Origin of the sequence: Micromonospora coerulea (assembly GCF_016598485.1) — a bacterium.
Lineage (GTDB): Bacteria > Actinomycetota > Actinomycetes > Mycobacteriales > Micromonosporaceae > Micromonospora > Micromonospora coerulea.
In genome coordinates, this window is the sequence record NZ_JAEMUW010000016.1 from 130,424 (window position 1) to 154,103 (window position 23,680).

A 23,680-nucleotide genomic window follows, 5' to 3' on the forward strand; every position below is an offset into this window, starting at 1 on the left:
GCCCGGGACCCCGTCGGCTCAGCGGACGCCCGCCTCCCGCAGCAGCAGCCCGGTCAGCTCGGCCGGATCGGCCTCGGGCGCCGGCAGCCCGCGCGCGACGAACCACGCGCCGACCACCCGGACGTCCCGGGCGAGGAACTCCGGACCCTGCGGGTTGGCCACCACGTCGACCACCTGCGGCAGGTCGATCATGACCAGCCGTCCCCGGTGCACCAGCAGGTTGTACGGGGACAGGTCGCCGTGCGCGTACCCGGCGCGGGCCAGCACGACCAGGGCGTCGACCAGTTGCTCCCACAGGTCGCGCAGCTCGGCCGGTTCCGGGCGGAGCTGGGCCAGCCGCGGCGCGGCCTGCCCCTCGTCGGCGTCGCCGACGAACTCCAGCATCAGCTCGGTGCCGAGCAACTGCACCGGGTAGGGCACGGCGATCCGCCCGGACTCGGCGCCGATCTCCCAGAGCCGGGCCAGCGCCGCGAACTCGGCCGCCGCCCACTGCCCGGCGATCATCTGCCGGCCGAACGCGGTCCGCCCGGCCATCGCCCGGTTCTCCCGGGACCGACGGACCCGCCGCCCCTCGAGGTAGCCGGCGTCGCGGTGGAAGAGCCGGTGCTGGGCGTCCCGGTAGCGCTTCGCCGCCAACAGGCAGGACCGGCCGGTCTCCGGCACGGCCCGGCGGACGAGGTGGACGTCCGCCTCCTTGCCGGTCTTCAGCACGCCGAGCTCGGTGTCCTTCGCGGCCAGTTCGGTGACCAGCCACTCGGGGTGGGGTTCCGGCCCGTGCACGGCCTCGTCCCAGGAGGACCAGCGGTCCTCGGGCTCGGGCTCGTCGTCGGGCTCGGTGAGGGCCGGCTCGGTGGGCCGGCCGTGCTTCAGGTAATACGGTTCGTCGTCGTCGAAGCGGCTCTTGCCGCGGCCACGGCGCTCGCGCGCCGGGAGGTCGTGTTCACGCACGGGTTCGGTGATCCCTTGGTCGAGGCTGGTGGAGGCAGGTGGAACGACCCTGCAAAGACGGCCATGACCGACCTCCTCTCCTCGACCGGGGCGTCGCCCGGCTGCGCCCTCGCGCGGCACCATGCTCGCCACCGGCCCGCCGCCGGTCAACCGAATTACGGAAACCGGGCCAGCGACCGGGGGCGGCTCAGCCGGCGAGCACGGTGGCCACCGCGGCGATCAGACCGTCCACCGTGCGGGTGGGCGCGAACCGGTTGTCCGCCCAGCTCCGGCCCCGGTGCAGCCAGACGCTGGGCAGGCCGACCGCGGCCGCCCCGCCGATGTCGGCCTCCGGGCTGTCCCCCACCACCCAGGCGCCACGCAGCGGCATCCGGGCGCGCTGGGCGGCGAGCGCGAAGATCCTCGGGTTGGGCTTGCTGACCCCGGCCTCCTCGGAGATCACCCACTCCGCGACGTACCGGTCCAGCCCGGTCCGGCGGATCTTCGCGTCCTGCTGGCGTACCGCGCCGTTGCTGACCACGACGGGCACCCAGCCCGCGTCGTCGGCGATCCGCAGCGCGCAGGCGACCAACGGGTCGAGCCGGGTGTTCGCGACCAGCCCGTCGTGCAGCTCGTCGACCAGGTCGATCGAGGGGATGCGCAGGTCGTACCGGTCCCGGATGGCGTCCGCGACGTCCCACCGGTCGGTCAGCCCGTCCGCGTCGACGGAGAGCAGCCAGTCGATGTCGGCGGGCGGCGCCCCGACGCTGTCCAGGAAGCGCACTCCCCACGCGCGGAACGCCCCGGTCCGGTCGAGCAGGGTGTTGTCCAGGTCCAGCAGGAGCAGCGGCACTCGCGCACCCTACGGGACCGAGGTGTGCGCCCGACAGGGCCGGGCGCACTCGCGCCGTCGGTCAGCCGGCCAGCACCGTTCGGGGGAGCCCGTCGTCAGCGGGACGGTCGCCCAGCATGGTGTGCGCCGCCCGGGTGGCCGCCAGCGCCGCCGGGTCCAGGGTGGCCAGCAGTACGTCCTCGCCCGCGTCGGCGCCGCGGGTCAGCGGACGGCCCTCCGGGTCGTACACCGCCGCGCCGCCGTTGAACCGCCACGGGTCGGCGCCGCCGACGGCGTTGGCGAAGACGACGTACATGGTGTTGTCCAGGGCGCGGGCGGCGTAGTAGAGGTCGCGCCGGTGCTGCGAGCCGGCCAGGTAGCCGCTGGGGCAGAGGTAACCGTGCGCGCCGTCGGCAGCGGCGGCCCGGCCGTGCTCGGGAAAGCAGCCGTCGTAGCAGATGCCCAGGCCGAACCGCCAGCCGTCGACCAGCAGGGTGGCGCCGCGCCGGCCCGCGTCGAACAGCTCACGCTCGCCGCCCCAGATCTGCTGCTTGTCGTACGCCGACCGGGCGACGCCGGCGGTGTCGACGACGAGGCAGGAGATGGTCCGCCGGCCGTCGGGGTGCCGGACGGCGGCGCCCACCACCACCGTGGTCCCGGCGCCCCGGGCGGCCTGCCGCAGCGGGTCGAGCCGCGGATCGTCAACCAGCCCGTCCGCGGCGGCGGCCAGGTCGGTGCCGGTGGGGTCGGCGGCCAGGGTCGGCGGGTGGTACGCCGGCAGGAACAGCTCCGGCAGCACGGCGATCCGGGCGCCGGCGGCCCGGCCGACCAGCCTCGCGGCGGTGGCGGCGTTGCCGGCGACGTCACCGGGGACCGGCTCGGCCTGCACGGCCGCCACGGTCAGCGGGTGCGCGGGCAGTGGGGTGGCCTGGTTCACGGGGGGATCCTAGACCGCCCGACCCGGCGCCGACTCTCCCGAACCCAAGCCGTACGTACGGTTTGCATCGTCCCGGGGCACCTGACACGATCGTTCCGTGCCCAGAGTAAGTCAGGACCAGCTCGACGCGCGCCGGCAGGAGATCCTCGGCGCCGCGCGGGCGTGTTTCGCCCGGCACGGCTACGAGGGCGCCACCGTACGGCGCCTGGAGGAGGCCACCGGGCTGTCCCGGGGCGCGATCTTCCACCACTTCCGGGACAAGGACTCGCTCTTCCTGGCCGTCGCCGAGGACGACGCCGCCGCGATGGTGGCGACCGTGGCCCGCAACGGTCTGGTGCAGGTCATGCGGGACCTGCTCGCCCGGGCCGTCTCCCCGGACACCACCGGCTGGCTGGGCAGCCAGCTGGAGGTCTCCCGGCGGCTGCGCACCGACCCGGCCTTCGCCCGGCGCTGGGCGGAACGCTCCGCCGCGATCGCCGAGGCCACCCGGGACCGGCTGGTCCGCCAGCGGGAGGCCGGGGTGCTCCGCGAGGACGTGCCGATCGACGTGCTCGCCCAGTTCCTGGAGCTGGCGTACGACGGGCTGGTGCTGCACCTGGCGATGGGCCGCCCGGCCGGGGACCTGGGGCCGGTGCTCGACCTGGTCGAGGAGGCGGTCCGCCGCCGCTGACCGGCCCGGCGCCGGTACGCCCCGCCGAATCTCGGTCTGGTAACTCGGTCCGCGGGCCGGACCACCGGTGGCGGGTCTGCTCCACAATGGGGCCGCGTTCCCTCGCGCGACAGGAGCAGAACATGACCGTTCTCGCCGCCCCGGGCGACACCTGGGGCATCCCCGGCCCGGTTTTCCTGCGCTGGTACCTCGTGGCGGTGGCGGCGGTGCTCGTCGGCACCCTGGTTCACCGCTTCCGCACCCTCGCCGGCACGTCCGCCGACGGCGTCGGGCAGCTCGGGCCGCAGCAGGTGGCGTACCTCAACGGCGGCGACCAGCTCGCGGTCTGGACGGCGCTCGGCGGGCTGCGGCGCGGCGGCGTGGTGGGCGTCCGGCCCGACCGGCGGCTCACCACCGGCGCCTCGATGCCCGCCGGGGTCACCCCGCTGGACCAGGCGATCTACAACGCGGCCGGCAAGCACGTCCACGCCCGGGAGCTGCGCCGCGACGAGTGGGTGGTCCGGGCGCTCGAACAGCTCCGCGACGGTCTGCAGGAACGCGGGCTGGCGCTCGCCCCGGCCCGTCGGGCCGCCGCCCGGCGGGGTCCGATACTGCTGGCCGCCCTGCTGGTGCTCGGCGGGATCCGGCTCTTCGTGGGGCTGTCGAACGGTCGCCCGGCCGGCTTCCTGATGCTCACCCTGGTCCCGGTCTTCGTCGCCGTGGTGCTGCTCAGCCGGGTGCCCTGGCGGACCCGCGCGGCCGACCGGGCGCTGCGCGAGCTGCGCCGCCGGCACACCTACCTGGCACCCGCCTCGGCGCCCGCGTACGCCACCTACGGCCCGTCGGACGCGGCGATGGGGGTGGCGCTGTTCGGCACCGCGACCCTGTGGACGATGGACCCCGGCTTCGCCGAGCAGGCGGAGATCCAGCGCCAGGCGATCTCCGGCAGCTCGTCGGGCGGAGGCAGCTCCTGCAGCGGCGGCAGCACCAGCTCCTGCGGCGGGGGCAGCTCCTGCGGAGGCGGCGGCGGCTGCGGCGGCGGAGGCGGGTGCGGCGGATGACCGGGCCGCACGGGGTGGGCATCGGCTGGCGGCCGGAGATCGCCGGATTCGTGGCCGACCTGCCCCGGCTGCGCTTCGTCGAGGTGGTCGCCGAGACGGTGGCCCCCGCGGGGCCGCTGCCCGCCGGTCTCGCCGAGCTGCGCGGGCGCGGGATCACCGTCGTACCGCACGGGGTGAAGCTCTCCCTCGGCGGCGCCGAGCCGGTGGATCCGGCCCGGCTGGCCCACCTGGCCGGGGTGGCCGCGCGGGTCGACGCGCCGCTGGTCAGCGAGCACATCGCGTTCGTCCGGGCCGGTGGGCTGGAGGCCGGGCACCTGCTGCCGCTGCCGCGCAGCCGGGAGGCCGTCGCCGCGGTGGTGGCGAACGTCCGGCGGGCCCAGGCCGAGCTGCCGGTGCCGATCGCGTTGGAGCCGATCGCCGCGCTCTTCGACTGGCCGGACGACGAACTGGACGAGGCGGCCTTCCTGACCGAGATCCTGGACGCCACCGGGGCGCTGCTGCTGCTGGACGTGGCCAACGTGCACGCCAACGCCCGCAACCGGGGCGCGGATCCGCTGGCGCTGCTGGACCGGCTGCCGCTGGACCGGGTCGCCTACGTGCACGTGGCGGGCGGGGCCGACCAGGGCGGTTTCTACCACGACACGCACACCGACCCGGTCCCCGCCGAGGTGCTCGACCTGGTCGGCGAGCTGTGCGCCCGGCACCGGCCGCCGGCCCTGCTGCTGGAGCGCGACGGGCACTACCCGCCGGCGGCGGAGCTGCGCGGCGAACTCGACGCGCTCGCCGCCGCCGCCGGGTTCCCGGTGGTCACGTGACCGGGGGCGACCTGGCCGCGCGGCAGGCGGAGCTGGTCGCGGCGCTGGTCGCCGGGGGTCCGCTGCCGGCCGGGTTCGCCCCCGCGCCGGTCGACGCCGCGCGCCGGGCGTTGCTGCGCAAGCGCGGCGGCGACGTGGCCCGGCACTGGCCGCTGCTCGCCGCGGGACTGGGTGCGGCCTGGCCGGCGACGTTCGGCGGCTGGGCGGCGGGCCGCCCCACGAACGGGTCGCTGCGCGACGGCTGGGACCTGGCCCGGGAGCTGCGCGATCGCGGCACGCTGCCGGCGCTCGGCGCGGAGGAGTTGGCCGCCCGGGAGGCCGCCGCCCGCTACGACGGCCACCGCCCGCCCCGGCCGCGCCGGCTCCCGGCCGTGGGCCGGGCCGGCGGCGCCGTCGCGGTGCAGCTGGCGGGTCGGGTACGCCTGCTGCGCCCCGCCTCCCGCTGAGCCGGCTGGCGCGGCGATCCGGCGTACGGCAGGATCGGCCGCATGGATCTCGGACTGGCTGACCGGGTGTACGTGCTCACCGGCGCTTCCCGTGGCCTGGGCTTCGCCACCGCGCAACACCTCGTCGCCGACGGCGCCCGGGTGGTGCTCTCGGCCCGCACACCGGAGCAGGTGGCCGCCGCGGTCGAGGCGCTCGGCGGCCCGGAGCGGGCGATCGGGCTGAGCGCCGACCTGACCGATCCGGAGACGCCGCTCCGGCTGGTCAGCGCCGCCCGGGAGCGGTTCGGCCGGCTCGACGGCGCGCTCGTCTCGGTCGGCGGACCGCCGCCGGGCACCGCCGCCCAGGTGACCGACGAGCAGTGGCGGGAGTCCTTCGAGACGGTCTTCCTCGGCACCGTCCGCACCGTCCGCACGGTCGCCGCCGCGCTCACCGACGGCGGCGCGATCGGGCTGGTGCTGTCCACCTCGGCCCGCAGCCCGGTACCCGGCCTCGGTATCTCCAACGGCCTGCGCCCCGGCCTGGTCGGGGCGGCCAAGGACATGGCCGACGAGTACGGCGCCCGCGGGGTACGCGTGATCGGCCTGCTGCCCGGGCGGATCATGACCGACCGCAGCCAGCAGCTCTTCGCCGCCACCGGCGACGCCGAGCGAGCACGCGCCGAGGCGGAGGCCGGCATCCCGCTGCGCCGGATCGGCGAGCCCGCGGAGTTCGGCCGGGTGGCCGCGTTCCTGCTCTCCCCCGCCGCCAGCTACCTCACCGGGGCCACGGTGCCGGTCGACGGCGGCGCGCTGCGCGGCCTGTGACGACGAACCGGTGACGGACGGACATCCGGCAGCGCCGGAGCCGCCCGGCGACGGGCGGGCGGCAGCGTCCGGCCGGCGCCGACGGCGGGCAGCCCCGGAGCGGGCCGACGCTGATCCGGCGGCGGCTTCCGGCGGGCGCCGGCGGGCCGGTGAACCGATCGACGGCGGTATGGCGATGGTGCCGTCCGCCACCCGCCGCGGCCCGCGGCCCACCCGCGAGGAGCTGGCCGCGGCGGCGGACCGGACGATCCCGGATGTGATCGCACCGCGGCTGGACGTGCTGTTCGTCGGGATCAACCCGGGGCTCTGGTCGGCGGCGACCGGCTGGCACTTCGCCCGGCCGGGCAACCGGTTCTGGCCGGCGCTGCACCGCGGCGGCTTCATCCCGCGCCAGCTGCACCCCAGCGAGCAGGGCGAGCTGCTCGACTGCGGGCTGGGCATCACCAACATGGTCGCCCGGGCCAGCGCCCGGGCCGACGAGCTGACCGCCGACGAGCTGTTGGCCGGCGCGGACCTGCTCACCGCGAAGGTCGCGCGGTACCGGCCGCGGTGGGTGGCGGTGGTCGGGGTGACCGCGTACCGGATCGGCTTCACCCGGCCGAAGGCGGCCTTCGGCCCGCAGCCGGAGCTGCTCGCCGGCGCCCGGCTCTGGGTGCTGCCCAACCCGAGCGGGCTGAACGCGCACTTCACCGTGGCGACGCTGGGTGCCGCCTTCGCCGAGCTGCGCGCCGCGACGACCGCCGGCTGAGCTCCGGTGGCGGGCGCCGCCGGGTCAGTTCGCGGCGGCGGGCGGCATCGCCTCGTCGGCCACGTAGGTCGCCATCGGCATGGTGATCACCGGCTCCGGGCCGGTGGCGTCGACGAACGGGGTGGGCGAGTCGGCGACCGCGAACTGGGTGCGGTACAGCTCGGCGTAGAGGCCGCCGACGGCGACCAGCTCGTCGTGCCGACCCCGCTCGACGATCCGCCCCTCGTCGAGGACGAGGATCTGGTCGGCGTCCCGGACGGTGGAGAGCCGGTGCGCGATCACCAGCGCGGTACGCCCGGTCAGCGCCACCGACAGCGCCCGCTGCACGGCGGCCTCACTCTCCGAGTCGAGGTGCGCGGTGGCCTCGTCGAGGATCACGATCGACGGGGCCTTGAGCAGCAGCCGGGCAATGGCGATGCGCTGCTTCTCGCCGCCGGAGAAGCGGTAGCCCCGCTCCCCCACGGTGGTATCCAGCCCGTCCGGCAGGGACCGGACCAGGTCGGCGACCTGCGCCCCGGCCAGGGCGGCCCAGATCTCGTCGTCGGTGGCGTCCGGCTTGGCGTAGCGCAGGTTCTCCGCGATGGTCTCGTGGAACAGGTGCGAATCCTGGGTGACGACGCCGATCTCGTCGCGCAGCGACGCGAGGGTGGCGTCCCGGACGTCGACGCCGCCGACCACGACCTGGCCGTCGCTGACGTCGTAGATCCGGGAGATGAGCATGGACAGCGTCGACTTGCCGGCGCCCGAGGGGCCGACCAGGGCGACCATCTGCCCGGGCTCGACGGCGAACGAGACGCCCTTGAGGACCGGTTCGTTGACCGTGCGGTCCAGGGTGGCGACCTCCTCCAGGGAGGCCAGCGACACCTCCGCCGCGCTGGGGTAGCGGAATCGGACGTCGCGGAATTCCACCCGGCCGTTGCCCCGGGGTACGGGCACCGCGCCGGGCTTCTCCTCGATGCCGGGGCGCAGGTCGAGCACCTCGAAGACCCGGTCGAAGGAGACCAGCGCGCTCATCACGTCCACCCGGACGTTGGACAGCGCGGTCAGCGGCCCGTACAGGCGGGTGAGCAGCAGCGCGAGGGTGACCACCGTGCCGGCGCTGACCGCACCGGTGACCGCCAGCCAGCCGCCGAGACCGTAGGTGAGCGCCTGGGCCAGCGAGGCCACCAGCAGCATGGCGACGAAGAAGGTGCGGGAGTACATCGCGGACTGGATGCCGATGTCACGGACCCGTTCGGCCCGGCCGGCGAACCGGCGGGCCTCGACGTCCGGCGAGCCGAAGAGCTTGACCAGCAGGGCCCCGGCCACGCCGAACCGCTCGGTCATGGTCGCGTTCATCTTCGCGTCGAGGTTGTACGACTCCCGGGTGATCTCGGCGAGCCGCTTGCCCACCCGCCGGGCCGGGATGATGAAGATCGGGAGCAGGATCAGCGACAGCACCGTGATCTGCCAGGAGAGCGTGAACATCACGCCGGCGGTGAGCACCAGCTGGATGACGTTGCTGACCACCCCGGACAGCGTGGAAGTGAAGGCCCGCTGGGCGCCCAGCACGTCGTTGTTGAGCCGGCTGACCAGGGCGCCGGTCTGGGTGCGGGTGAAGAACTGCAGCGGCATCCGCTGCACGTGGTCGTAGACCCGGGTGCGCAGGTCGAGGATGATCCCCTCGCCGATCCGCGCGGAGTACCAGCGCTGGGCGAGCGAGAAGAGCGCGTCGGCGACCGCCAGCGCGGCGATCACCAGGGCGAGCCGGACCACCGTCGAGCCCGCCTCGGTACCGCCGCGGTTGATCGCGTTGATCACGTGACCGGCGAGCACCGGGGTCGCCACCCCGATGACCGCGGAGATCACCACGGTGACCAGGAAGACCACGATGTCCCGCCGGTACGGCTCGGCGAAGGCGACGATCCGCCTGGCGGTGCCGCGCTTGAGCTGGTGGCTGGAGACCTCGTCGCGGCTGCGCATCGACCGGAGCATGCTCCAGCCGCCCATGCCGCCACCGGCCATCGGGTTGGACACTCGTCACCTCCGGGGTCGTCGGCAGCGGAGAACCGTCGGGTCAATTCTCCCGACGACTACGACAACCTCGCGAGTAACCCGGATCTTCCCGAACGGTCCTTACTACTATTCCCCCCGGCCGGCCAGGTCCCGCAGCCGACGGGTCTGCGCCTCCCGCTCGGCGCGCTGCTGCTCGGCGTGGGTACGCCCGGCAGCGCCGGCGAGCAGCGCCTTGATCTCGACCACCGCGTCCCGGTCGCCGGCCAGCAGGCCGGCGGTGAGGTCCCGCACCGCGCCGTCCAGCTCCACGCGGGGCACGACGAGGTTGGCGAGCCCGATCCGGTCTGCCTCGGCGGCGTCCATCCGGCGGCCGGTGGCACAGATCTCCAGGGCGCGGGCGTAGCCGACCAGCTCCACCAGACGCTTGGTGCCGGCGAGGTCGGGGACCAGGCCGAGGGTCACCTCGGCCATGGAGAACGTGGCGTCCTCGGCGAGCACCCGCAGGTCGCAGGCGAGGGCGAGCTGGAACCCGGCGCCGATGGCGTGCCCCTGCACGGCGGCCACCGAGATCACGTCGGGGCGGTGCAGCCAGGTGAAGCCGGCCTGGTACGCGGCGATCCGGTCGGCGCACTCCTGCTCGGGCAGGGTGGACAGCTCGGCGAAGGACCCGGGACCGGAGGCGCCGGCCACCGACAGGTCAAGACCGGCCGAGAACGCCCGCCCCTCGCCGCGCACGACGACGACACGGACGTCGCCGGGCAGGTCCCGGGAGAAGTCGCTCATGGCGCGCCACATCGCCGGGGTCTGGGCGTTGAGCACGTCGGGCCGGCACAACGTGACCGTGGCGACCGGCCCGTCGCAGTCGAGTCGTACCCCGGTCGTCTCGGCGGTCACCGGACGACCCGGAGCACGACGCTGATGGACGACGCTGGTGGCCGGGTCACGCCTTCTTGCGGCGCCGGGCGCCGCCGCGCTGCCGCAGCTGCACTCCGGACTCGGTGAGCACCCGGTGGATGAACCCGTAGGAACGGCCGGTCGAGGCGGCCAGGGCGCGGATGCTCTCACCCGAGGTGTACCGCTTTACCAGGTCCTTGGCGAGCGTCTGACGCTCGGCTCCGACGATCCGGCGACCCTTCTCAGTGCTGGTGGCTGTGCCAGTGGAGGCCATGCTGATTCCTCACGTCGCAGACTGTGCGGTTCGGATACGGTCCCACCTATTAGACCGTCTCGAACGATCATGCGCCAGATATCAACTCTTCGCCAACCGACACGCTATGCGATGTCAGCTTCCCGATAGAGTGATCCTCCTGACCGGCTGACGGCCCGCCGCCCGACCGTCCCGCCGCGCCGTCCGTCCGACCGATCGATCATGGTTCGTCGGCTCGGCCCGACGCCCCCGTACGCTGCCTCGGGTGACCGACCTGCCCGCCACCGCGGCCGCCGCGGCCGCCGTCTTCGCCGCCACCAACATCGATGACATCGTCGTGCTGACGGTGCTCTTCGTGGCGGCCCGGCAGGCCGGGCGGCCCCGCCCCTGGCACATCGTGGCCGGCCAGTACCTGGGCATCGGCGCGCTGGTCGGCGCGGCGGTGGTGGTCGCCGCCGGGCTGCTGGTCGTCCCGGACCCGTGGACCGGCCTGCTCGGCCTGCTGCCGATCGGGCTGGGGATCCGCGCACTGCTGAACCGGGCGGACGCCGACGCACCGCCGGCCGTCGTCGTCGGCGGCCTGCTCGGGGTGGCCGGGGTGACGATCGCCAACGGGTCGGACAACATCGCCGTCTACGTGCCGGTGTTCCGGTCCCTCGACCTGGGCGCCGGGCTGGTGTTCCTGCTGGTCTTCGCCGCGCTGGTGGCGGTCTGGTGCGCGGCCGCCGCCGGGCTGGGCAGTCATCCCCGGGTGGTCCGGCTGATCGGCCGCGCCGGCCACTGGCTGGTCCCGGCCGTGTTCATCGGGATCGGCGTGGTGATCCTGGTCAGCTCCGGCGTCCTCGCCTGGCTGGCCGGCCTCGCCGGCTGACCCGACCCCGCCGACCGACCCCGGCCGCGGCGGACGGCCGCGACCGGGCGGTCCGGGTCAGGCCAGCTCGACCAGTTCGAGGAGGTCGTCACTCCAGGCGTCCTCGTCACCGTCGGGCAGCAGGATCGCCCGGTCCGGCTTGAGCGCCAGCACCGCGCCCGGGTCGTGGGTGACCAGCACGATCGCGCCCGGGTACCGGGCGATCGCGTCGAGCACCTGCTCCCGGCTGACCGGGTCGAGGTTGTTGGTCGGCTCGTCGAGCAGCAGCACGTTGGCGCCGGAGCAGACCAGGGTGGCCAGCGCCAGCCGGGTCTTCTCGCCGCCGGAGAGCACCCCGGCCGGCTTGTCGACGTCGTCGCCGGAGAAGAGGAACGCGCCCAGGATCTTGCGCAGGTCCGTGTCGGTCTGGTCGCTGGCCGCGCTGCGCATGTGCTCCAGGATCGTCCGGTCCACGTCCAGCGTCTCGTGCTCCTGGGCGTAGTAGCCGAGCCGCAGCCCGTGCCCGGCGTGCACCTCGCCGGTGTCCGGCTCGAGCAGGCCGCCGAGCATGCGCAGCAGGGTCGTCTTGCCGGCGCCGTTGAGGCCCAGGATGGCCACCCGGGAGCCGCGGTCGACCGCCACGTTGACGTCGGTGAAGATCTCCAGCGACCCGTACGACTTGGACAGGCCGGTCGCGGTGAGCGGGGTCTTGCCGCACGGCGCCGGGGTGGGGAAGCGCACCTTGGCCACCTTGTCGGCGTGGCGTACCTCCTCCAGGCCGGAGATCAGCTTCTCGGCGCGGCGGGCCATGTTCTGCGCGGCGACCGTCTTGGTGGCCTTGGCCCGCATCTTGTCGGCCTGGGCCATCAGGGCGCCGGCCTTCTTCTCGGCGTTGGCCCGCTCCCGGCGGCGACGCCGCTCGTCGGTCTCCCGCGCCTCCAGGTACGCCTTCCAGCCCAGGTTGTAGACGTCCACCACCGAGCGGGTGGCGTCGAGGAACCAGACCTTGTTGACCACCGATTCCAGCAGCGAGCCGTCGTGGGAGATCACGATCAGGCCACCCTTGTGGTTGGCGAGGAAGCCGCGCAGCCAGGTGATCGAGTCGGCGTCGAGGTGGTTGGTGGGCTCGTCGAGGAGCAGGATGCCGCCGCCGTTCTCACCGGCGTCGCGGAACAGGATCCGGGCCAGCTCGATCCGGCGGCGCTGACCGCCGGACAGGGTGCCGATGGTCTGCGCGAGCGCCCGGTCGGGCAGCCCGAGGTTGGCGCAGATCCGGGCCGCCTCGGCCTCGGCGGCGTACCCGCCCAGGGCGGCGAACTGGTCCTCCAGGGCGCCGTAGCGGCGGACCAGCTTCTCGTCGGTGTCCTCGGCGAGCTTGGCCTCCAGCTCCTGCATCTGCGCCATCAGCACGTCCAGCCCGCGGGCGGAGAGCACCCGGTCGCGCCCGGTGACCTCCAGGTCGCCGGTCCGCGGGTCCTGCGGCAGGTAGCCGATCGCGCTGCGCCGGTCGATCTGCCCGCCGTACGGCTGTCCCTCGCCGGCCAGCACCTTCAGGGTGGTGGTCTTGCCGGCGCCGTTGCGCCCGACCAGACCGATCCGGTCACCCGGCTGCACCCGCAGGGTGGTGTCGGACAGCAGGATCCGGGAACCGGCGCGCAGTTCCAGGCCGGTGGCACTGATCATTTCGGGGCACTCGCTCTCGGGATTCCGGAAGGGCTGACTCAGGGCACGCGAAAGCGCCGGCGGGTTCGTTGTTCCCGTCGGCGCGGGGCGGTTCAGCCTTCGCAGCGCAGCACCCGCCAAGTGTACCGGGCCCGCTCGGTCACCCCCGTCGGATTACCGCGCAAGATCATCGGGTACCGAAAACCTCGTCCGGACCCGGTCCGGTACCGCAACCACCAGACACGGACTAATCGGTGATCGGGGTCAACATGGAGCTGAACGAGAACGCGCGGATCGACACCAGCCAGGTGGAGGACCGGCGAGGGTCCGGCGGAGGCGGCGGGATGGGCATACCTATCCCGATCGGCGGCGGGGGCCGCGGCGGCCTCGTCGGCCTCATCATCGCCGTCCTCGTCGCCCTGGTGGGCGGCGGGTTCGGCCTCAACGCGGCGACCAACGGCGGGGGCTCCGACCAGGGCGACAACACCTCGCTGGAGCAGAAGTGCTCGACCGAGGACGCGCTGCAGCAGCTCGACTGCCGCAACACCCTCTACGTCAACTCGATCCAGGCGTACTGGACCAAGGCCCTGCCCGAGGCCTTCGGCGACCAGTACAGGCCGTCCAAGACGGTCTTCTTCAGCCAGGGCGTGAACACCGGCTGCGGGCAGGCCGACTCCGGCGTCGGGCCGTTCTACTGCCCGGCCGACGACCTGGTGTACATCGATCTCACCTTCTACCGGCTGCTCGCCGACCAGCTCGGCGCCGAGGGCGAGTTCGCCCAGCCGTACGTGCTGGCCCACGAGTACGGCCACCACGTGCAGGACCTGCTCGGCACCGAGGCGCAGATGCGCCGCCAGCAGCAGCGCGACCCGAACAACGCCAATGCGCTGTCGGTGAAGCTGGAGCTGCAGGCCGACTGCTACGCCGGCGCCTGGGCCAAGAACGCCACCGGCACCTCGGACGCGCAGGGGCAGAAGATCTTCAAGAGCATCACCGAGCAGGACATCCAGCAGGCGATCGACACCGCCGAGAAGATCGGCGACGACGCGATCCAGCAGCGTTCGGGCCGGCCGGTGAACCCGGACGAGTTCACCCACGGCACGTCCGAGCAGCGTCAGCAGTGGTTCACCAAGGGCTACTCCACCGGCGACCCGAAGGGCTGCGACACCTTCGGCGGCACCCTCTAGGCCCTCCGCACGACGAGGACCCCGGCGACCCGGTGGGAGCCCACCGCGCCGGGGTCCTGATGACCGGACTGCCGCCGCGCCTCCGGCTGGCCGCCTACGTGGTCCCACGCGGCGACCGGGCCCGAACTGCTGGGCGGTTCAGGCCTCGGTGGGCGGCGCGTCGCGGACCAGGATCCGGACCGCGCGGGCGGCGGCGATCGCGCCGACCAGCACCGCGTGCCGAGGCTCCGGCACATCGAGGAGACGCTCGGCGCGCAACGCGGCCAGCGGCGCGAGCCGCCGCTCGGCGAGCACGGTGTCCACCGCCCGACGGTCCCCGCCGCCGACCAGGGCGCTCAGGGTCGGCGCCTCCGGCAACAGCAGCCGGCCGGCCAGGTCCACCGCGTCGGCCAGCGCTGCCTTCGCCTGGTTGTCCCGGCGCCGGGCGAAGCGCTGCTGGGACCAGCCGCCCGCGGCGGTCCGCCCCTGCACGTACCGGGTGTCCACCTTGGAGACCACCAGCTCCTCCCCCGCGGCGACGCCGACCGCCACCGCGCCCTTGCGGGCCAGCAGCAGGCCGAGCCGACGCGGCGCGGCCGCCGTGGTCACGAAGCCGGGCACGTCGGCCGCGGCCGGCGCGCCGGGCGGCGTGTGCAGCTCGGCCGTCGCGCCGTCGGGGGCGGCGAGCAGCAGGCCGTACGCCTCGATGGTGGTGGTGGGCGGGCCGTGCCGGTCGGCGAAGCCCTCGACCCAGCGGGCGACGCGGGTCGGGTCGACCTCGACCCACCGGCCGCCCCCGGCTGCGGGTCGGCTGGTCACCGCCCGACCGTACGGCACGGCGGGCCCGGTCCGCGCTCCCGACCCCCGATCAGCCCGCCAGCAGGGTGGCGACCGCGAGCGCGGCGATCAGCGCGCTGGAGACCAGCCCGGTGACCAGCCGGCCGCGGGGTCCGGCCAGTGCCCGGCCGACCAGCGTGCCGCCGCCGGCGACGAGCAGCTGCCAGCTCGCCGAGGCCAGGAAGGCGCCCGCCACGAAGAGTGCCGCGGCGGCGGCGTCCGGGTCAGCCGCGTCCCGCCGGCCGAGCACCAGCGCCGCGAAGTAGAGCACGGTGGTCGGATTGAGCAGGGTCAGCCCGAGTACGCCGACGAAGGCCCGGCCCGGGGTGGTGAGCCCGGTGCCGGCGCGCGCCGGCGCGGGCCCGGCGTCCGGTCGGCGGGCGCGCCAGGCGGAATGCAGGCCGTGGGCGGCGAGCCCGAGCAGCACCAGCGCGGCGGCCACCCGCAGCGGCCCGGCGACCGGGGCGATGACGCCGGCCAGCCCCGCCCCGCCGATCGCCGCGACGGCCGCGTAGAGCCCGTCGGCGGTGGCCACCGCCAGCGCCGCGGCGGCGCCGACCCGGAACGAGGTGCGGGCGCTGAGGCCAAGGATGAGGATCGCGATGGCGCCGACCGGGATGGCGACGCCATAGCCGGCCACCAGGCCGGCGAGGAGGGCGTCACCCATGGCGGGCGGGCCCGGACCACCTCCCGGCGTCGGCCTGCTGGTGTCGCCCCGCGTCGACGACGGCGTGGGCGGGGACAGCGGGGCGGATGCGGAGATCGGTCACCGGGTCATTGTGGCCGCGCCGGAGGGGCGGTGGAAGCGGATTTCGCGCCGACGGCCGGGGCCGCCGCCGGGAACCGAGGCGGGGCGCCCGGGGCCCGACAAGATCGTCTGACGTCCTCGGTCTTTCCACCCGGCGGGTCAGGCCCGCGAACCGCAAACGATCATGGCGGGCGGAGGGCATCCGCCCGCCGGCAGGCGGGGAAACGCGTCGAGCGCGGTGCCCGTAGGGGCACCGCGCTCGATGACGACCGACCGCAGTCGGGTCAGACGTTGAAGCCGAGGGAACGGAGCTGGTCCCGACCCTCGTCGGTGATCTTGTCCGGGCCCCATGGCGGCAGCCAGACCCAGTTGATCCGGATGTCGTTGACCAGTCCCCCGCCGGGGCCGGTGGTCAGCGCCTGCCGGGCCTGGTCCTCGATCACGTCGGTGAGCGGACAGGCGGCCGAGGTCAGCGTCATGTCCAGCGTGGCCACGTTGTCGTCGCCGACGTGCACGCCGTACACGAGGCCGAGGTCGACCACGTTGATGCCCAGCTCGGGGTCGACGACGTCCTTCATCGCCTCTTCGATGTCTGCGACGGCGGCCTTGCCGCCGGTCGCCGTCGGCGCCGTGCCGGCCTCCGCCACAGCGCCGGCGGCCGTGCCGGTGGTCTCCTCAGAACTCATGCCTTCACCTCCGTCGGGCTCACGCCCACGCCGGCGCGTGCTGCGGCGTCCTTGAACGCCATCCACGACAGCAACGCGCACTTGACCCGGGCCGGATAGCGCGCGACACCCGCGAACGCCACCCCGTCTCCGAGTACCTCCTCGTCCGGCGTGACCTGGCCACGCCCGGACATCAACTCGACGAACGCCTCGTGCACCGTGGCCGCGTCGTCCGCGGCCCGGCCGCGCAGCAGCTCGTGCAGCACGCTCGCCGACGCCTGGCTGATCGAACAGCCCATGCCGTCGTACGAGATGTCGGTGAACACCTTGCCGTCGGTGGCCACCCGTACGGTGATCTCGTCACCGCAGGTCGGGTTGACGTGATGCGCCTCGCCGACCCGGGCGTCCGAATCCGCCGCGTCCCGCAGGCCACGGCCGTGCGGGTGCTTGTAGTGGTCCAGGATGATCTCCTGGTAGAGCTGGTCGAGCTGCATCAGTCGAACACCTTCCGCACCTGCTCGAGACCGGTCACCAGCGCGTCGATCTCCGCCGTGGTGGTGTACAGGTAGAACGACGCCCGCGTCATGGCCGGCACACCGAACCGGGTGCACACCGGCTTCGCGCAGTGGTGCCCCACCCGCACCTGGACGCCGAGCGAGTCGAGGACCTGCCCCACGTCGTGCGGGTGGATGTCGCCGAGCGCGAAGGAGATCGTCCCGCCCCGGCCGACCGGCACGTTCGGACCGAAGATCCGCAGCCCGGGCACGGTCGCCAGAGCGTCCAGCGCGTACGCCGTCAGCTCCTTCTCGTGCCACTGGATGGCCCGCATGCCGACGCCGGTGAGGTAGTCCACGGCCGCGCCGAGCGCCACCGCCTCGGCGATCGGCGGGGTGCCCGCCTCGAACCGGGCCGGCGGCGCGGCGAACGTCGACCGGGCCATGCTGACCGTCTCGATCATCGAGCCGCCACCGAACACCGGGGGCATCGCGGCGAGCAGCTCGCCCCGGCCCCAGAGCACGCCGACGCCGGTCGGGCCGCACATCTTGTGGCCGGTGAAGACGATGAAGTCGGCGTCGTAGTCGACCACGTCCATCGGCATGTGCGGCACCGACTGCGAGCAGTCGAGCAGCAGCAGCGCGCCCACCTCGCGGACCCGCCGGGTGATCCGGGACGTGGCGTTGACCGTGCCCAGGATGTTGGAGACGTGCACCAGCGAGACGATCTTCGTCCGCTCGGTGACCAGGTCCGCCAGCCCGGACTCGTCCAGCCGGCCCTGCTCGGTGAGCGGGAACCAGCGCAGGGTCGCGCCGGTCCGCTCGGCCAGCAGCTGCCACGGGACGATGTTCGAGTGGTGCTCCATCTCGGAGATCACGATCTCGTCGCCCGGGCCCAGCCGGAACCGCGGGTCGGCGTCGGGCCGCAGCGAGGCGTTGGAGAACGCGTACGCCACGATGTTGATCGCCTCGGTGGAGTTCTTGGTGAACACCACCTCGTCCACGCTCGGCGCGTTGATGAACGCGGCGACCTTCGCCCGGGCTCCCTCGTACGCCTCGGTCGCCTCGGTGCCCAGGGTGTGCACCGAGCGCGACACGTTGGCGTTGTGCATCGCGTAGTGCTCGCCGAGCACGTCGAGCACCTGCCGCGGCTTGTGCGAGGTGTTGGCGCTGTCGAGATAGACCAGCCGGTGGCCGTTGACCTCCCGGTCGAGGATCGGGAAATCGGCGCGCACCGCAGCCACGTCGAAACGCGGCACGTCGTCGTACTGCGGCATCCCCTCGGGGATGGCGATCGTGGTCATCTCAGCAGCCCCTGTCGTGTCAGGCCCGCGCGGCGCCGGCTCCGGCGGCGTACCGCTCGTAGCCGGATTCCTCGAGCTTGTCGGCCAGCTCCGGGCCACCCTGCTCGACGATCCGGCCGGCCACGAAGACGTGCACGAAGTCGGGCTTGATGTAGCGCAGGATCCGGGTGTAGTGGGTGATCAGCAGCAGGCCGGTGTCGCCGGTGTCGCGCACCCGGTTGACGCCCTCGCTGACCACGCGCAGCGCGTCCACGTCGAGGCCGGAGTCGGTCTCGTCGAGGATGGCCATCTTCGGCTTGAGCAGCTCCAGCTGGACAATCTCGTGCCGCTTCTTCTCACCGCCGGAGAAGCCCTCGTTGACGTTGCGCTGGGCGAACGCCGGGTCCATCTGGAGGCGCTCCATGGCGCCGCGCAGCTCGCCGCCCCAGGTGCGCAGCTTCGGCGCCTCGCCGTCGATGGCGGTCTTGGCGGTACGCAGGAAGTTGGCGACCGAGACGCCGGGCACCTCGACCGGGTACTGCATGGCCAGGAAGAGGCCGGCGCGGGCCCGCTCGTCGACGGACATGGCCAGCACGTCGGAGCCGTCGAGGGTCACCGAGCCGCCGGTGATCTGGTACTTCGGGTGGCCGGCGATCGAGTACGCCAGGGTGGACTTGCCCGAGCCGTTCGGGCCCATGATCGCGTGGGTCTCACCCGACTTCACGGTCAGGTCGACACCGGCCAGGATCGGCTTGAGCTCACCCTCGGGCAGCTTGACCGACACCTTCAGGTCGCGGATCTCCAGGGTGCTCATCAGCGGGTCACTCCATTGCTCGGCGTCAGGCTGACGTAGATGTCGCCGTCGCGGACTTCGACGGGATAGACGGGAACGGGTTCGGTCGCGGGCAGCCCGGTGGGCTCACCCGTCCGTAGGTCGAAACGGGATCCGTGCAGCCAGCATTCCAGCGTGCAGCCGTCGACCTCGCCCTCGGAGAGGGCCACCGCGGCGTGCGAGCACTCGTCGTACACGGCGTAGAAGTTGTCGTCCTCGCCGTGCACGATGGCAATCTGGGTGCCGTCGACGTCGGCGCTGATCACGGTGCCCTTCGGCACGTCCTCGGTCGAGCAGATCTTGATCATCAGGCGCCGGCCTTGGTGAGTCGCGCCTCGATCGCGTCGCCGAGCCGCTCGCGCAGCTCCTCGACCGGGATCTTGTTGATCAGCTCGGCGAAGAAGCCGCGGACCACCAGGCGGCGGGCCTCGCCCTGCGGGATGCCCCGGGCCATCAGGTAGAACAGCTGCTCGTCGTCGAAGCGGCCGGTCGCGCTGGCGTGGCCGGCGCCGGCGATCTCGCCGGTCTCGATCTCCAGGTTCGGCACGGAGTCCGCCCGGGCGCCGTCGGTGAGCAGCAGGTTCCGGTTGATCTCGTACGTGTCGGTGCCGGTCGCCTCGGCGCGGATCAGCACGTCACCCACCCAGACGGTGTGCGCGCTCTCGCCCTGCAGGGCGCCGCGGTAGCCGACGTAGCTGCGGCAGTCCGGCACGGAGTGGTCGACCAGCTGGCGGTGCTCCAGGTGCTGCCCCGAGTCGGCGAAGTAGACGCCGTACAGCTCGGCCTCGCCGCCGCGGCCGGTGTACTCCACGGAGGTGTACTGCCGGACCAGGTCGCCGCCGAGGCTGACCTGTACGTGGATCACCTTGGCGTCGCGACCCAGCTTGATCTTCACGTGCTGGGCCTGGACCGCGTCGTCGGCCCAGTCGGCGACGGTGACCAGGGTCAGCTTCGCGCCGTCGGCCACCGAGACCTCGACGTTGTCCGCCAGGGTGCCGGTGCCGACGTGCTGGAGCACGATGACGGACTCGGAGAGCGCGCCCACCTCGATGAAGGTGTGCGCGAACGCCACCAGCTCGGACGGTCCGCCGTGCACGGTGATGATCGCCGGGTCGGTGACCACGGCCTCCCGGGCCACCTGCACCAGCATGCCGAGCTCCGACTCGCCGTAGGCCCGCGCGCTGATCCGGTCAACCGGGGTTAGCACGCTGCCCCGCCGCGGGTCGTCCTTCGCCAGTGTGCCGACCGTGACCCCGGCGGGCAGTTGCCCGTACTCGTGGGCGGGCCAGTGCGCCGACTCGTCCGACACGGCGCCGTCGAGCAGGCCGCGCAGGCGCTTGAGCGGGGTGAAACGCCACTCCTCCTCCAGGCCCGTCAGGGCCGGGAAGTCGGCGGCGTCGTACGAGCGGAGCGCCTGCGTCTTGGTGCTGGGCGGCGCGGAAGCCTGGGTAGTCATCTCTTCCTTGGTCTGTCTGCGACGACGGTGTCAGTTGAACCGGACGGCGGGCCGAGCCAGGCACGGCCCGCCGTAAGCGCGGGCGGCGTCAGCCGACCGCGCCCTCCATCTGGAGCTCGATCAGGCGGTTGAGCTCCAGGGCGTACTCCATCGGGAGCTCCTTGGCGATCGGCTCGATGAAGCCGCGCACGATCATCGCCATCGCCTCGTCCTCGCTCAGACCCCGGCTCATCAGGTAGAAGAGCTGGTCGTCGCTGATCTTGGAGACGGTCGCCTCGTGCCCCATCGACACGTCGTCCTCACGGATGTCGACGTACGGGTAGGTGTCCGAGCGGGAGATGGTGTCGACCAGCAGGGCGTCGCACTTGACCGTGCTCCGGCTGCTGTGCGAACCCTCCAGCACCTGAACCAGGCCGCGGTAGGACGTGCGGCCGCCGCCCCGGGCGATCGACTTGGAGATGATGGTGGAGGAGGTGTGCGGCGCGGCGTGCACCATCTTGGCGCCCGCGTCCTGGTGCTGGCCCTCGCCGGCCATGGCCACCGAGAGCACCTCGCCCTTGGCGTGCTCGCCGGTCATGTAGACCGCCGGGTACTTCATGGTGACCTTGGAGCCGATGTTGCCGTCGACCCACTCCATGGTCGCGCCCTCGTGGCAGACGGCGCGCTTGGTGACCAGGTTGTAGACGTTGTTCGACCAGTTCTGGATGGTCGTGTAGCGGCAGCGCGCGTTCTTCTTGACGATGATCTCCACGACCGCGCTGTGCAGCGAGTCGGAGGAGTACATCGGCGCGGTGCAGCCCTCGACGTAGTGCACGTACGCACCCTCGTCGACGATGATCAGCGTCCGCTCGAACTGGCCCATGTTCTCCGTGTTGATCCGGAAGTAGGCCTGCAGCGGGATCTCCACGTGCACGCCCTTCGGCACGTAGATGAACGAGCCACCGGACCACACGGAGGTGTTCAGCGCGGCGAACTTGTTGTCGCCGACCGGGATCACCGTGCCGAAGTACTCCTTGAAGACGTCCTCGTGCTCGCGCAGCGCGGTATCGGTGTCCAGGAACAGGACACCCTGCTCCTCGAGGTCCTCACGGATCTTGTGGTAGACGACCTCGGACTCGTACTGCGCCGCGACCCCGGCGACCAGCCGCTGCTTCTCCGCCTCGGGGATGCCCAGCCGGTCGTAGGTGTTCTTGATGTCCTCGGGCAGGTCCTCCCAGGAGGTGGCCTGCTTCTCGGTGGACCGTACGAAGTACTTGATGTTGTCGAAGTCGATCCCGGTGAGGTCGGCGCCCCAGGCCGGCATCGGCTTGCGGCCGAACAGCCGCAGGCCCTTCAGGCGCAGGTCGAGCATCCAGGCCGGCTCGTTCTTCTTGGCCGAGATGTCCCGCACCACCGCCTCGTTGATACCGCGCTGGGCGGTCGCCCCGGCGACGTCGGAGTCGGCCCAGCCGTACTCGTAGCGGCCCAGGGCGGCGAGCTGCTCATCCTGGGTCAGGGGCTGGACGATCTGCTCGGTCATTTATCTGTCCTCACAGTGGTGACGGTGTTACCGGACTGGGCACGCGGCTGGGCCGGGATGTGCGTGGTGCACACCCCGTCGCCGTGCGCGATGGTGGCCAGGCGCTGCACGTGGGTGCCGACCAGACGGGAGATCACCGCGGTCTCGGCCTCGCACAGTTGGGGAAAATCGGCGGCCACGTGCGCCACCGGACAGTGGTGCTGACAGAGCTGGCCGCCGGAGGCGATCGTGGACGCGTTGGCAGCGTATCCCTCGGCGGTCAGCGCTCCCGCGAGCGCCTCCGCCCGGGCCATCGGATCGTCGCCGGCGCCCTCCATGGCGGCCCGGCAGCGGGCCTCCAGTGCGGCCACCTGGTCGGCGGCGAACGCCGCGACCGCCTCCGGCCCGCCGTTGCCGGCGATCCAGCGCAGCGCGGCGGTGGCCATGTTGTCGTAGTGGTGGGTGCCGCAGCGCACCCGGGCCGCCTCGGTCAGCAGGAACACCTTGGCCGGACGGCCGCGGCCGCGGCTGCCCCGCACGGCCTGCTCCCGCGCGACCACGTCGCCGTCGGCGAGCATCGCGTCGAGGTGCCGGCGGATCGCCGCCGGGCTCAGCCCGAGCGCCGAGCCGAGCTGGGCGGCGGTGGTCGCCCCCCGCTCCAGCAGCAGCTGGGTCACCCGGTCCCGGGTGGAAAGATCGGTGGACGCGGCCGTACCGGCGACCGGGGCGGTCGCCGACAGGTGCCCGGAGAGCTCCGCCGCGTTTTTCACAACGCCAACGTTACGTAATTCGTCCGGGGGCTGCAAACCCGGGTCCCGGTGATCCGGAACACCGGCCCGGCGGAGTCACCCGATCGGGTACCACTACGGTGCGTAGGATTCGCTCCGTGAAGCCTTCCGTCCGGTTCCCGGCCTCCGCCTCGCTGCTGCGCCGCCTCGCGTACGCCTCGATCATCGCGAACGTCGCGATCGTGGTCACCGGCGGGGCCGTCCGGCTGACCGCCTCCGGCCTCGGCTGCCCCACCTGGCCCCGGTGCACCGACGGGTCGTACGTCACCACGCCCGAGATGGGCGCACACGGCGTGATCGAGTTCGGCAACCGGCTGCTCACCTTCGCGGTCGGCATCATCGCGCTCGCAGTGCTGCTCGCCGTGCTGGCCCAGCGACCCCGCCGCCGTGGCCTGCTGCCGCTGGCCCTCGCGGTCTTCCTGGGCATCCCCGCGCAGGCGGTGATCGGTGGCATCACCGTGCTGACCAACCTGAACCCGTGGGTGGTCGGGCTGCACTTCCTCGCCTCGATGCTGGTCATCGCCGCCGCGTACGCCCTCTGGCGGCGCACCGTCGAGCCGGACGGCCCGACGACCCCCACCGTCCCCGCCCCGCTGCGCACCCTCGCCCTGCTCACCACCCTGGTCAGCGCGGCCGTGCTGGTGGTGGGCACCTGGGTGACCGGCAGCGGGCCGCACGCCGGCGACCAGGGCGCCGCCCGCAACGGCCTCGCCCCGGAAGCGATCTCCCAGGTGCACGCCGACGGCGTGTTCCTGCTGGTCGGCCTCTCCGTCGCGCTGCTGTTCGCCTTCCGGGCGGTCGGCGCGGCACGGGCCGCCCGGGCCGCCGCCGTGCTGGTGGCGGTCGAACTGGGGCAGGGCCTGATCGGCTTCGTGCAGTACTTCACCCACCTGCCGGCGGTGCTGGTCGCCGCGCACATGCTCGGCTCCTGCCTGGTCCTGCTGGCCAGCCTCGCGGTGCTCTGGTCGACCCGGGAACGCCGCCCGGTCGGCCCCGCCATGGAGTTCGTCCGCGAGCAGCCCGTCTCCGCCACCGCCTGA

26 protein-coding genes are annotated in these 23,680 nt (G+C 73.3%); 9 read left to right on the forward strand and 17 right to left on the reverse strand.

All coding sequences use genetic code 11. The features are described from left to right. Positions 1-18 precede the first annotated feature (18 nt). From I8N68_RS20995 to I8N68_RS21005, 3 genes are all read right to left on the reverse strand, one after another. Positions 19-948 (reverse strand): serine protein kinase RIO, encoded by a 930-nt coding sequence (locus I8N68_RS20995; RefSeq protein ID WP_200212660.1) that lies wholly within the window; start codon positions 946-948, stop codon positions 19-21. A 187-nt stretch (positions 949-1,135) separates the two neighbouring features. After that, a complete protein-coding gene (locus I8N68_RS21000) occupies positions 1,136-1,780 on the reverse strand; it encodes an HAD family hydrolase (protein ID WP_200212661.1) in 645 nt (214 codons plus the stop codon). Positions 1,781-1,841: 61 nt separating this feature from the next. Beyond that, entirely contained in the window at positions 1,842-2,696 is an 855-nt protein-coding gene (locus I8N68_RS21005) for a carbon-nitrogen hydrolase family protein (protein WP_200212663.1), read from the reverse strand. A 97-nt stretch (positions 2,697-2,793) separates the two neighbouring features. Here I8N68_RS21005 and I8N68_RS21010 point away from each other — a divergent pair, with 97 nt between their 5' ends. From I8N68_RS21010 to mug, 6 genes are all read left to right on the forward strand, one after another. Further along, positions 2,794-3,366, forward strand: a complete 573-nt coding sequence (locus I8N68_RS21010; RefSeq protein ID WP_200212665.1) for a TetR/AcrR family transcriptional regulator — start codon at positions 2,794-2,796, stop codon at positions 3,364-3,366. Between the two features lie 122 nt (positions 3,367-3,488). Further along, positions 3,489-4,406: a TIGR04222 domain-containing membrane protein gene (locus tag I8N68_RS21015; RefSeq protein ID WP_200212671.1), complete on the forward strand. Its 918-nt coding sequence runs from the start codon at positions 3,489-3,491 to the stop codon at positions 4,404-4,406. Then, positions 4,403-5,221, forward strand: coding sequence for an MbnB/TglH/ChrH family RiPP precursor modification enzyme (locus tag I8N68_RS21020; protein ID WP_200212678.1), 819 nt, complete (start codon positions 4,403-4,405; stop codon positions 5,219-5,221). The genes I8N68_RS21015 and I8N68_RS21020 overlap by 4 nt, the downstream gene beginning before the upstream one ends. Beyond that, positions 5,218-5,667 carry an SCO6045 C-terminal-like domain-containing protein gene (locus tag I8N68_RS21025; RefSeq protein ID WP_200212685.1) on the forward strand — a complete coding sequence of 150 codons (450 nt, stop codon included), beginning with the start codon at positions 5,218-5,220 and terminating at the stop codon, positions 5,665-5,667. The genes I8N68_RS21020 and I8N68_RS21025 overlap by 4 nt, the downstream gene beginning before the upstream one ends. Before the next feature lie 42 nt (positions 5,668-5,709). Next, positions 5,710-6,471, forward strand: a complete 762-nt coding sequence (locus I8N68_RS21030) for an SDR family oxidoreductase (protein ID WP_200212691.1) — start codon at positions 5,710-5,712, stop codon at positions 6,469-6,471. 169 nt (positions 6,472-6,640) lie between these two features. Beyond that, positions 6,641-7,219 (forward strand): G/U mismatch-specific DNA glycosylase, encoded by a 579-nt coding sequence (gene mug / locus I8N68_RS21035; protein ID WP_200212693.1) that lies wholly within the window; start codon positions 6,641-6,643, stop codon positions 7,217-7,219. Between the two features lie 24 nt (positions 7,220-7,243). Here mug and I8N68_RS21040 read toward each other — a convergent pair whose 3' ends face one another. The 3 genes from I8N68_RS21040 to I8N68_RS21050 form a co-directional block, all read right to left on the reverse strand. Then, positions 7,244-9,223 carry an ABC transporter ATP-binding protein gene (locus I8N68_RS21040; protein ID WP_200212840.1) on the reverse strand — a complete coding sequence of 660 codons (1,980 nt, stop codon included), beginning with the start codon at positions 9,221-9,223 and terminating at the stop codon, positions 7,244-7,246. 117 nt (positions 9,224-9,340) lie between these two features. Continuing rightward, positions 9,341-10,108 carry an enoyl-CoA hydratase/isomerase family protein gene (locus I8N68_RS21045; RefSeq protein WP_200212699.1) on the reverse strand — a complete coding sequence of 256 codons (768 nt, stop codon included), beginning with the start codon at positions 10,106-10,108 and terminating at the stop codon, positions 9,341-9,343. A 46-nt stretch (positions 10,109-10,154) separates the two neighbouring features. Beyond that, complete coding sequence (locus tag I8N68_RS21050) at positions 10,155-10,382, reverse strand: helix-turn-helix domain-containing protein (RefSeq protein WP_200212706.1); 228 nt, start codon at positions 10,380-10,382, stop codon at positions 10,155-10,157. A 244-nt stretch (positions 10,383-10,626) separates the two neighbouring features. Here I8N68_RS21050 and I8N68_RS21055 point away from each other — a divergent pair, with 244 nt between their 5' ends. Further along, positions 10,627-11,232: a cadmium resistance transporter gene (locus tag I8N68_RS21055; protein ID WP_307812905.1), complete on the forward strand. Its 606-nt coding sequence runs from the start codon at positions 10,627-10,629 to the stop codon at positions 11,230-11,232. A 57-nt stretch (positions 11,233-11,289) separates the two neighbouring features. Here the strand turns inward: I8N68_RS21055 and I8N68_RS21060 are convergent, their stop codons facing one another. After that, entirely contained in the window at positions 11,290-12,894 is a 1,605-nt protein-coding gene (locus tag I8N68_RS21060) for an ABC-F family ATP-binding cassette domain-containing protein (RefSeq protein ID WP_200212712.1), read from the reverse strand. A gap of 248 nt (positions 12,895-13,142) precedes the next feature. On the opposite strand from I8N68_RS21060, the gene ypfJ reads away from it, so the two are divergent. Continuing rightward, the gene (ypfJ, locus tag I8N68_RS21065; RefSeq protein ID WP_200212844.1) at positions 13,143-14,060 is read left to right on the forward strand and encodes a KPN_02809 family neutral zinc metallopeptidase; all 918 of its coding nucleotides are present in this window, start codon (positions 13,143-13,145) and stop codon (positions 14,058-14,060) included. Between the two features lie 138 nt (positions 14,061-14,198). On the opposite strand, the gene I8N68_RS21070 is transcribed toward ypfJ, so the two are convergent. The 10 genes from I8N68_RS21070 to I8N68_RS21115 all read right to left on the reverse strand — a co-directional run bounded on the left by I8N68_RS21070 (position 14,199) and on the right by I8N68_RS21115 (position 22,622). Further along, complete coding sequence (locus I8N68_RS21070) at positions 14,199-14,858, reverse strand: acVLRF1 family peptidyl-tRNA hydrolase (RefSeq protein ID WP_200212718.1); 660 nt, start codon at positions 14,856-14,858, stop codon at positions 14,199-14,201. Between the two features lie 49 nt (positions 14,859-14,907). Next, positions 14,908-15,543, reverse strand: coding sequence for a LysE family transporter (locus I8N68_RS21075; RefSeq protein ID WP_200212723.1), 636 nt, complete (start codon positions 15,541-15,543; stop codon positions 14,908-14,910). A gap of 365 nt (positions 15,544-15,908) precedes the next feature. Continuing rightward, complete coding sequence (locus I8N68_RS21080) at positions 15,909-16,310, reverse strand: metal-sulfur cluster assembly factor (RefSeq protein ID WP_200212725.1); 402 nt, start codon at positions 16,308-16,310, stop codon at positions 15,909-15,911. After that, positions 16,307-16,783 (reverse strand): Fe-S cluster assembly sulfur transfer protein SufU, encoded by a 477-nt coding sequence (sufU, locus tag I8N68_RS21085; protein ID WP_200212728.1) that lies wholly within the window; start codon positions 16,781-16,783, stop codon positions 16,307-16,309. The genes I8N68_RS21080 and sufU overlap by 4 nt, the downstream gene beginning before the upstream one ends. Continuing rightward, positions 16,783-18,087, reverse strand: coding sequence for a cysteine desulfurase (locus I8N68_RS21090; RefSeq protein WP_200212730.1), 1,305 nt, complete (start codon positions 18,085-18,087; stop codon positions 16,783-16,785). Before I8N68_RS21090 ends, sufU begins: the two co-directional genes overlap by 1 nt. Positions 18,088-18,106: 19 nt before the next feature. Beyond that, positions 18,107-18,880, reverse strand: a complete 774-nt coding sequence (gene sufC / locus I8N68_RS21095; protein ID WP_200212732.1) for a Fe-S cluster assembly ATPase SufC — start codon at positions 18,878-18,880, stop codon at positions 18,107-18,109. Next, entirely contained in the window at positions 18,880-19,206 is a 327-nt protein-coding gene (locus I8N68_RS21100; RefSeq protein ID WP_200212735.1) for a non-heme iron oxygenase ferredoxin subunit, read from the reverse strand. The genes sufC and I8N68_RS21100 overlap by 1 nt, the downstream gene beginning before the upstream one ends. Then, complete coding sequence (gene sufD / locus I8N68_RS21105; protein WP_200212737.1) at positions 19,206-20,354, reverse strand: Fe-S cluster assembly protein SufD; 1,149 nt, start codon at positions 20,352-20,354, stop codon at positions 19,206-19,208. The genes I8N68_RS21100 and sufD overlap by 1 nt, the downstream gene beginning before the upstream one ends. Before the next feature lie 88 nt (positions 20,355-20,442). After that, the gene (gene sufB, locus I8N68_RS21110) at positions 20,443-21,873 is read right to left on the reverse strand and encodes a Fe-S cluster assembly protein SufB (RefSeq protein ID WP_200212739.1); all 1,431 of its coding nucleotides are present in this window, start codon (positions 21,871-21,873) and stop codon (positions 20,443-20,445) included. Continuing rightward, positions 21,870-22,622 (reverse strand): helix-turn-helix transcriptional regulator, encoded by a 753-nt coding sequence (locus I8N68_RS21115; RefSeq protein ID WP_200212741.1) that lies wholly within the window; start codon positions 22,620-22,622, stop codon positions 21,870-21,872. The genes sufB and I8N68_RS21115 overlap by 4 nt, the downstream gene beginning before the upstream one ends. 116 nt (positions 22,623-22,738) lie before the next feature. On the opposite strand from I8N68_RS21115, the gene I8N68_RS21120 reads away from it, so the two are divergent. After that, the gene (locus I8N68_RS21120) at positions 22,739-23,680 is read left to right on the forward strand and encodes a COX15/CtaA family protein (RefSeq protein ID WP_372433782.1); all 942 of its coding nucleotides are present in this window, start codon (positions 22,739-22,741) and stop codon (positions 23,678-23,680) included.

What these genes read in the sequence shown, in the direction of transcription:
- I8N68_RS21100 (WP_200212735.1), bottom strand. Translation starts at nt 19,206, where the DNA reads ATGATCAAGATCTGCTCGACCGAGGACGTGCCGAAGGGCACCGTGATC.
- sufD (WP_200212737.1), bottom strand. Translation starts at nt 20,354, where the DNA reads ATGACTACCCAGGCTTCCGCGCCGCCCAGCACCAAGACGCAGGCGCTC.
- I8N68_RS21015 (WP_200212671.1), top strand. Translation starts at nt 3,489, where the DNA reads ATGACCGTTCTCGCCGCCCCGGGCGACACCTGGGGCATCCCCGGCCCG.
- I8N68_RS21080 (WP_200212725.1), bottom strand. Translation starts at nt 16,310, where the DNA reads ATGAGTTCTGAGGAGACCACCGGCACGGCCGCCGGCGCTGTGGCGGAG.
- I8N68_RS21040 (WP_200212840.1), bottom strand. Translation starts at nt 9,223, where the DNA reads ATGGCCGGTGGCGGCATGGGCGGCTGGAGCATGCTCCGGTCGATGCGC.
- I8N68_RS21060 (WP_200212712.1), bottom strand. Translation starts at nt 12,894, where the DNA reads ATGATCAGTGCCACCGGCCTGGAACTGCGCGCCGGTTCCCGGATCCTG.
- ypfJ (WP_200212844.1), top strand. Translation starts at nt 13,143, where the DNA reads ATGGAGCTGAACGAGAACGCGCGGATCGACACCAGCCAGGTGGAGGAC.
- sufB (WP_200212739.1), bottom strand. Translation starts at nt 21,873, where the DNA reads ATGACCGAGCAGATCGTCCAGCCCCTGACCCAGGATGAGCAGCTCGCC.
- I8N68_RS21090 (WP_200212730.1), bottom strand. Translation starts at nt 18,087, where the DNA reads ATGACCACGATCGCCATCCCCGAGGGGATGCCGCAGTACGACGACGTG.
- sufU (WP_200212728.1), bottom strand. Translation starts at nt 16,783, where the DNA reads ATGCAGCTCGACCAGCTCTACCAGGAGATCATCCTGGACCACTACAAG.
- I8N68_RS21050 (WP_200212706.1), bottom strand. Translation starts at nt 10,382, where the DNA reads ATGGCCTCCACTGGCACAGCCACCAGCACTGAGAAGGGTCGCCGGATC.
- I8N68_RS21020 (WP_200212678.1), top strand. Translation starts at nt 4,403, where the DNA reads ATGACCGGGCCGCACGGGGTGGGCATCGGCTGGCGGCCGGAGATCGCC.
- I8N68_RS21030 (WP_200212691.1), top strand. Translation starts at nt 5,710, where the DNA reads ATGGATCTCGGACTGGCTGACCGGGTGTACGTGCTCACCGGCGCTTCC.
- mug (WP_200212693.1), top strand. Translation starts at nt 6,641, where the DNA reads ATGGCGATGGTGCCGTCCGCCACCCGCCGCGGCCCGCGGCCCACCCGC.
- sufC (WP_200212732.1), bottom strand. Translation starts at nt 18,880, where the DNA reads ATGAGCACCCTGGAGATCCGCGACCTGAAGGTGTCGGTCAAGCTGCCC.
- I8N68_RS21075 (WP_200212723.1), bottom strand. Translation starts at nt 15,543, where the DNA reads ATGGGTGACGCCCTCCTCGCCGGCCTGGTGGCCGGCTATGGCGTCGCC.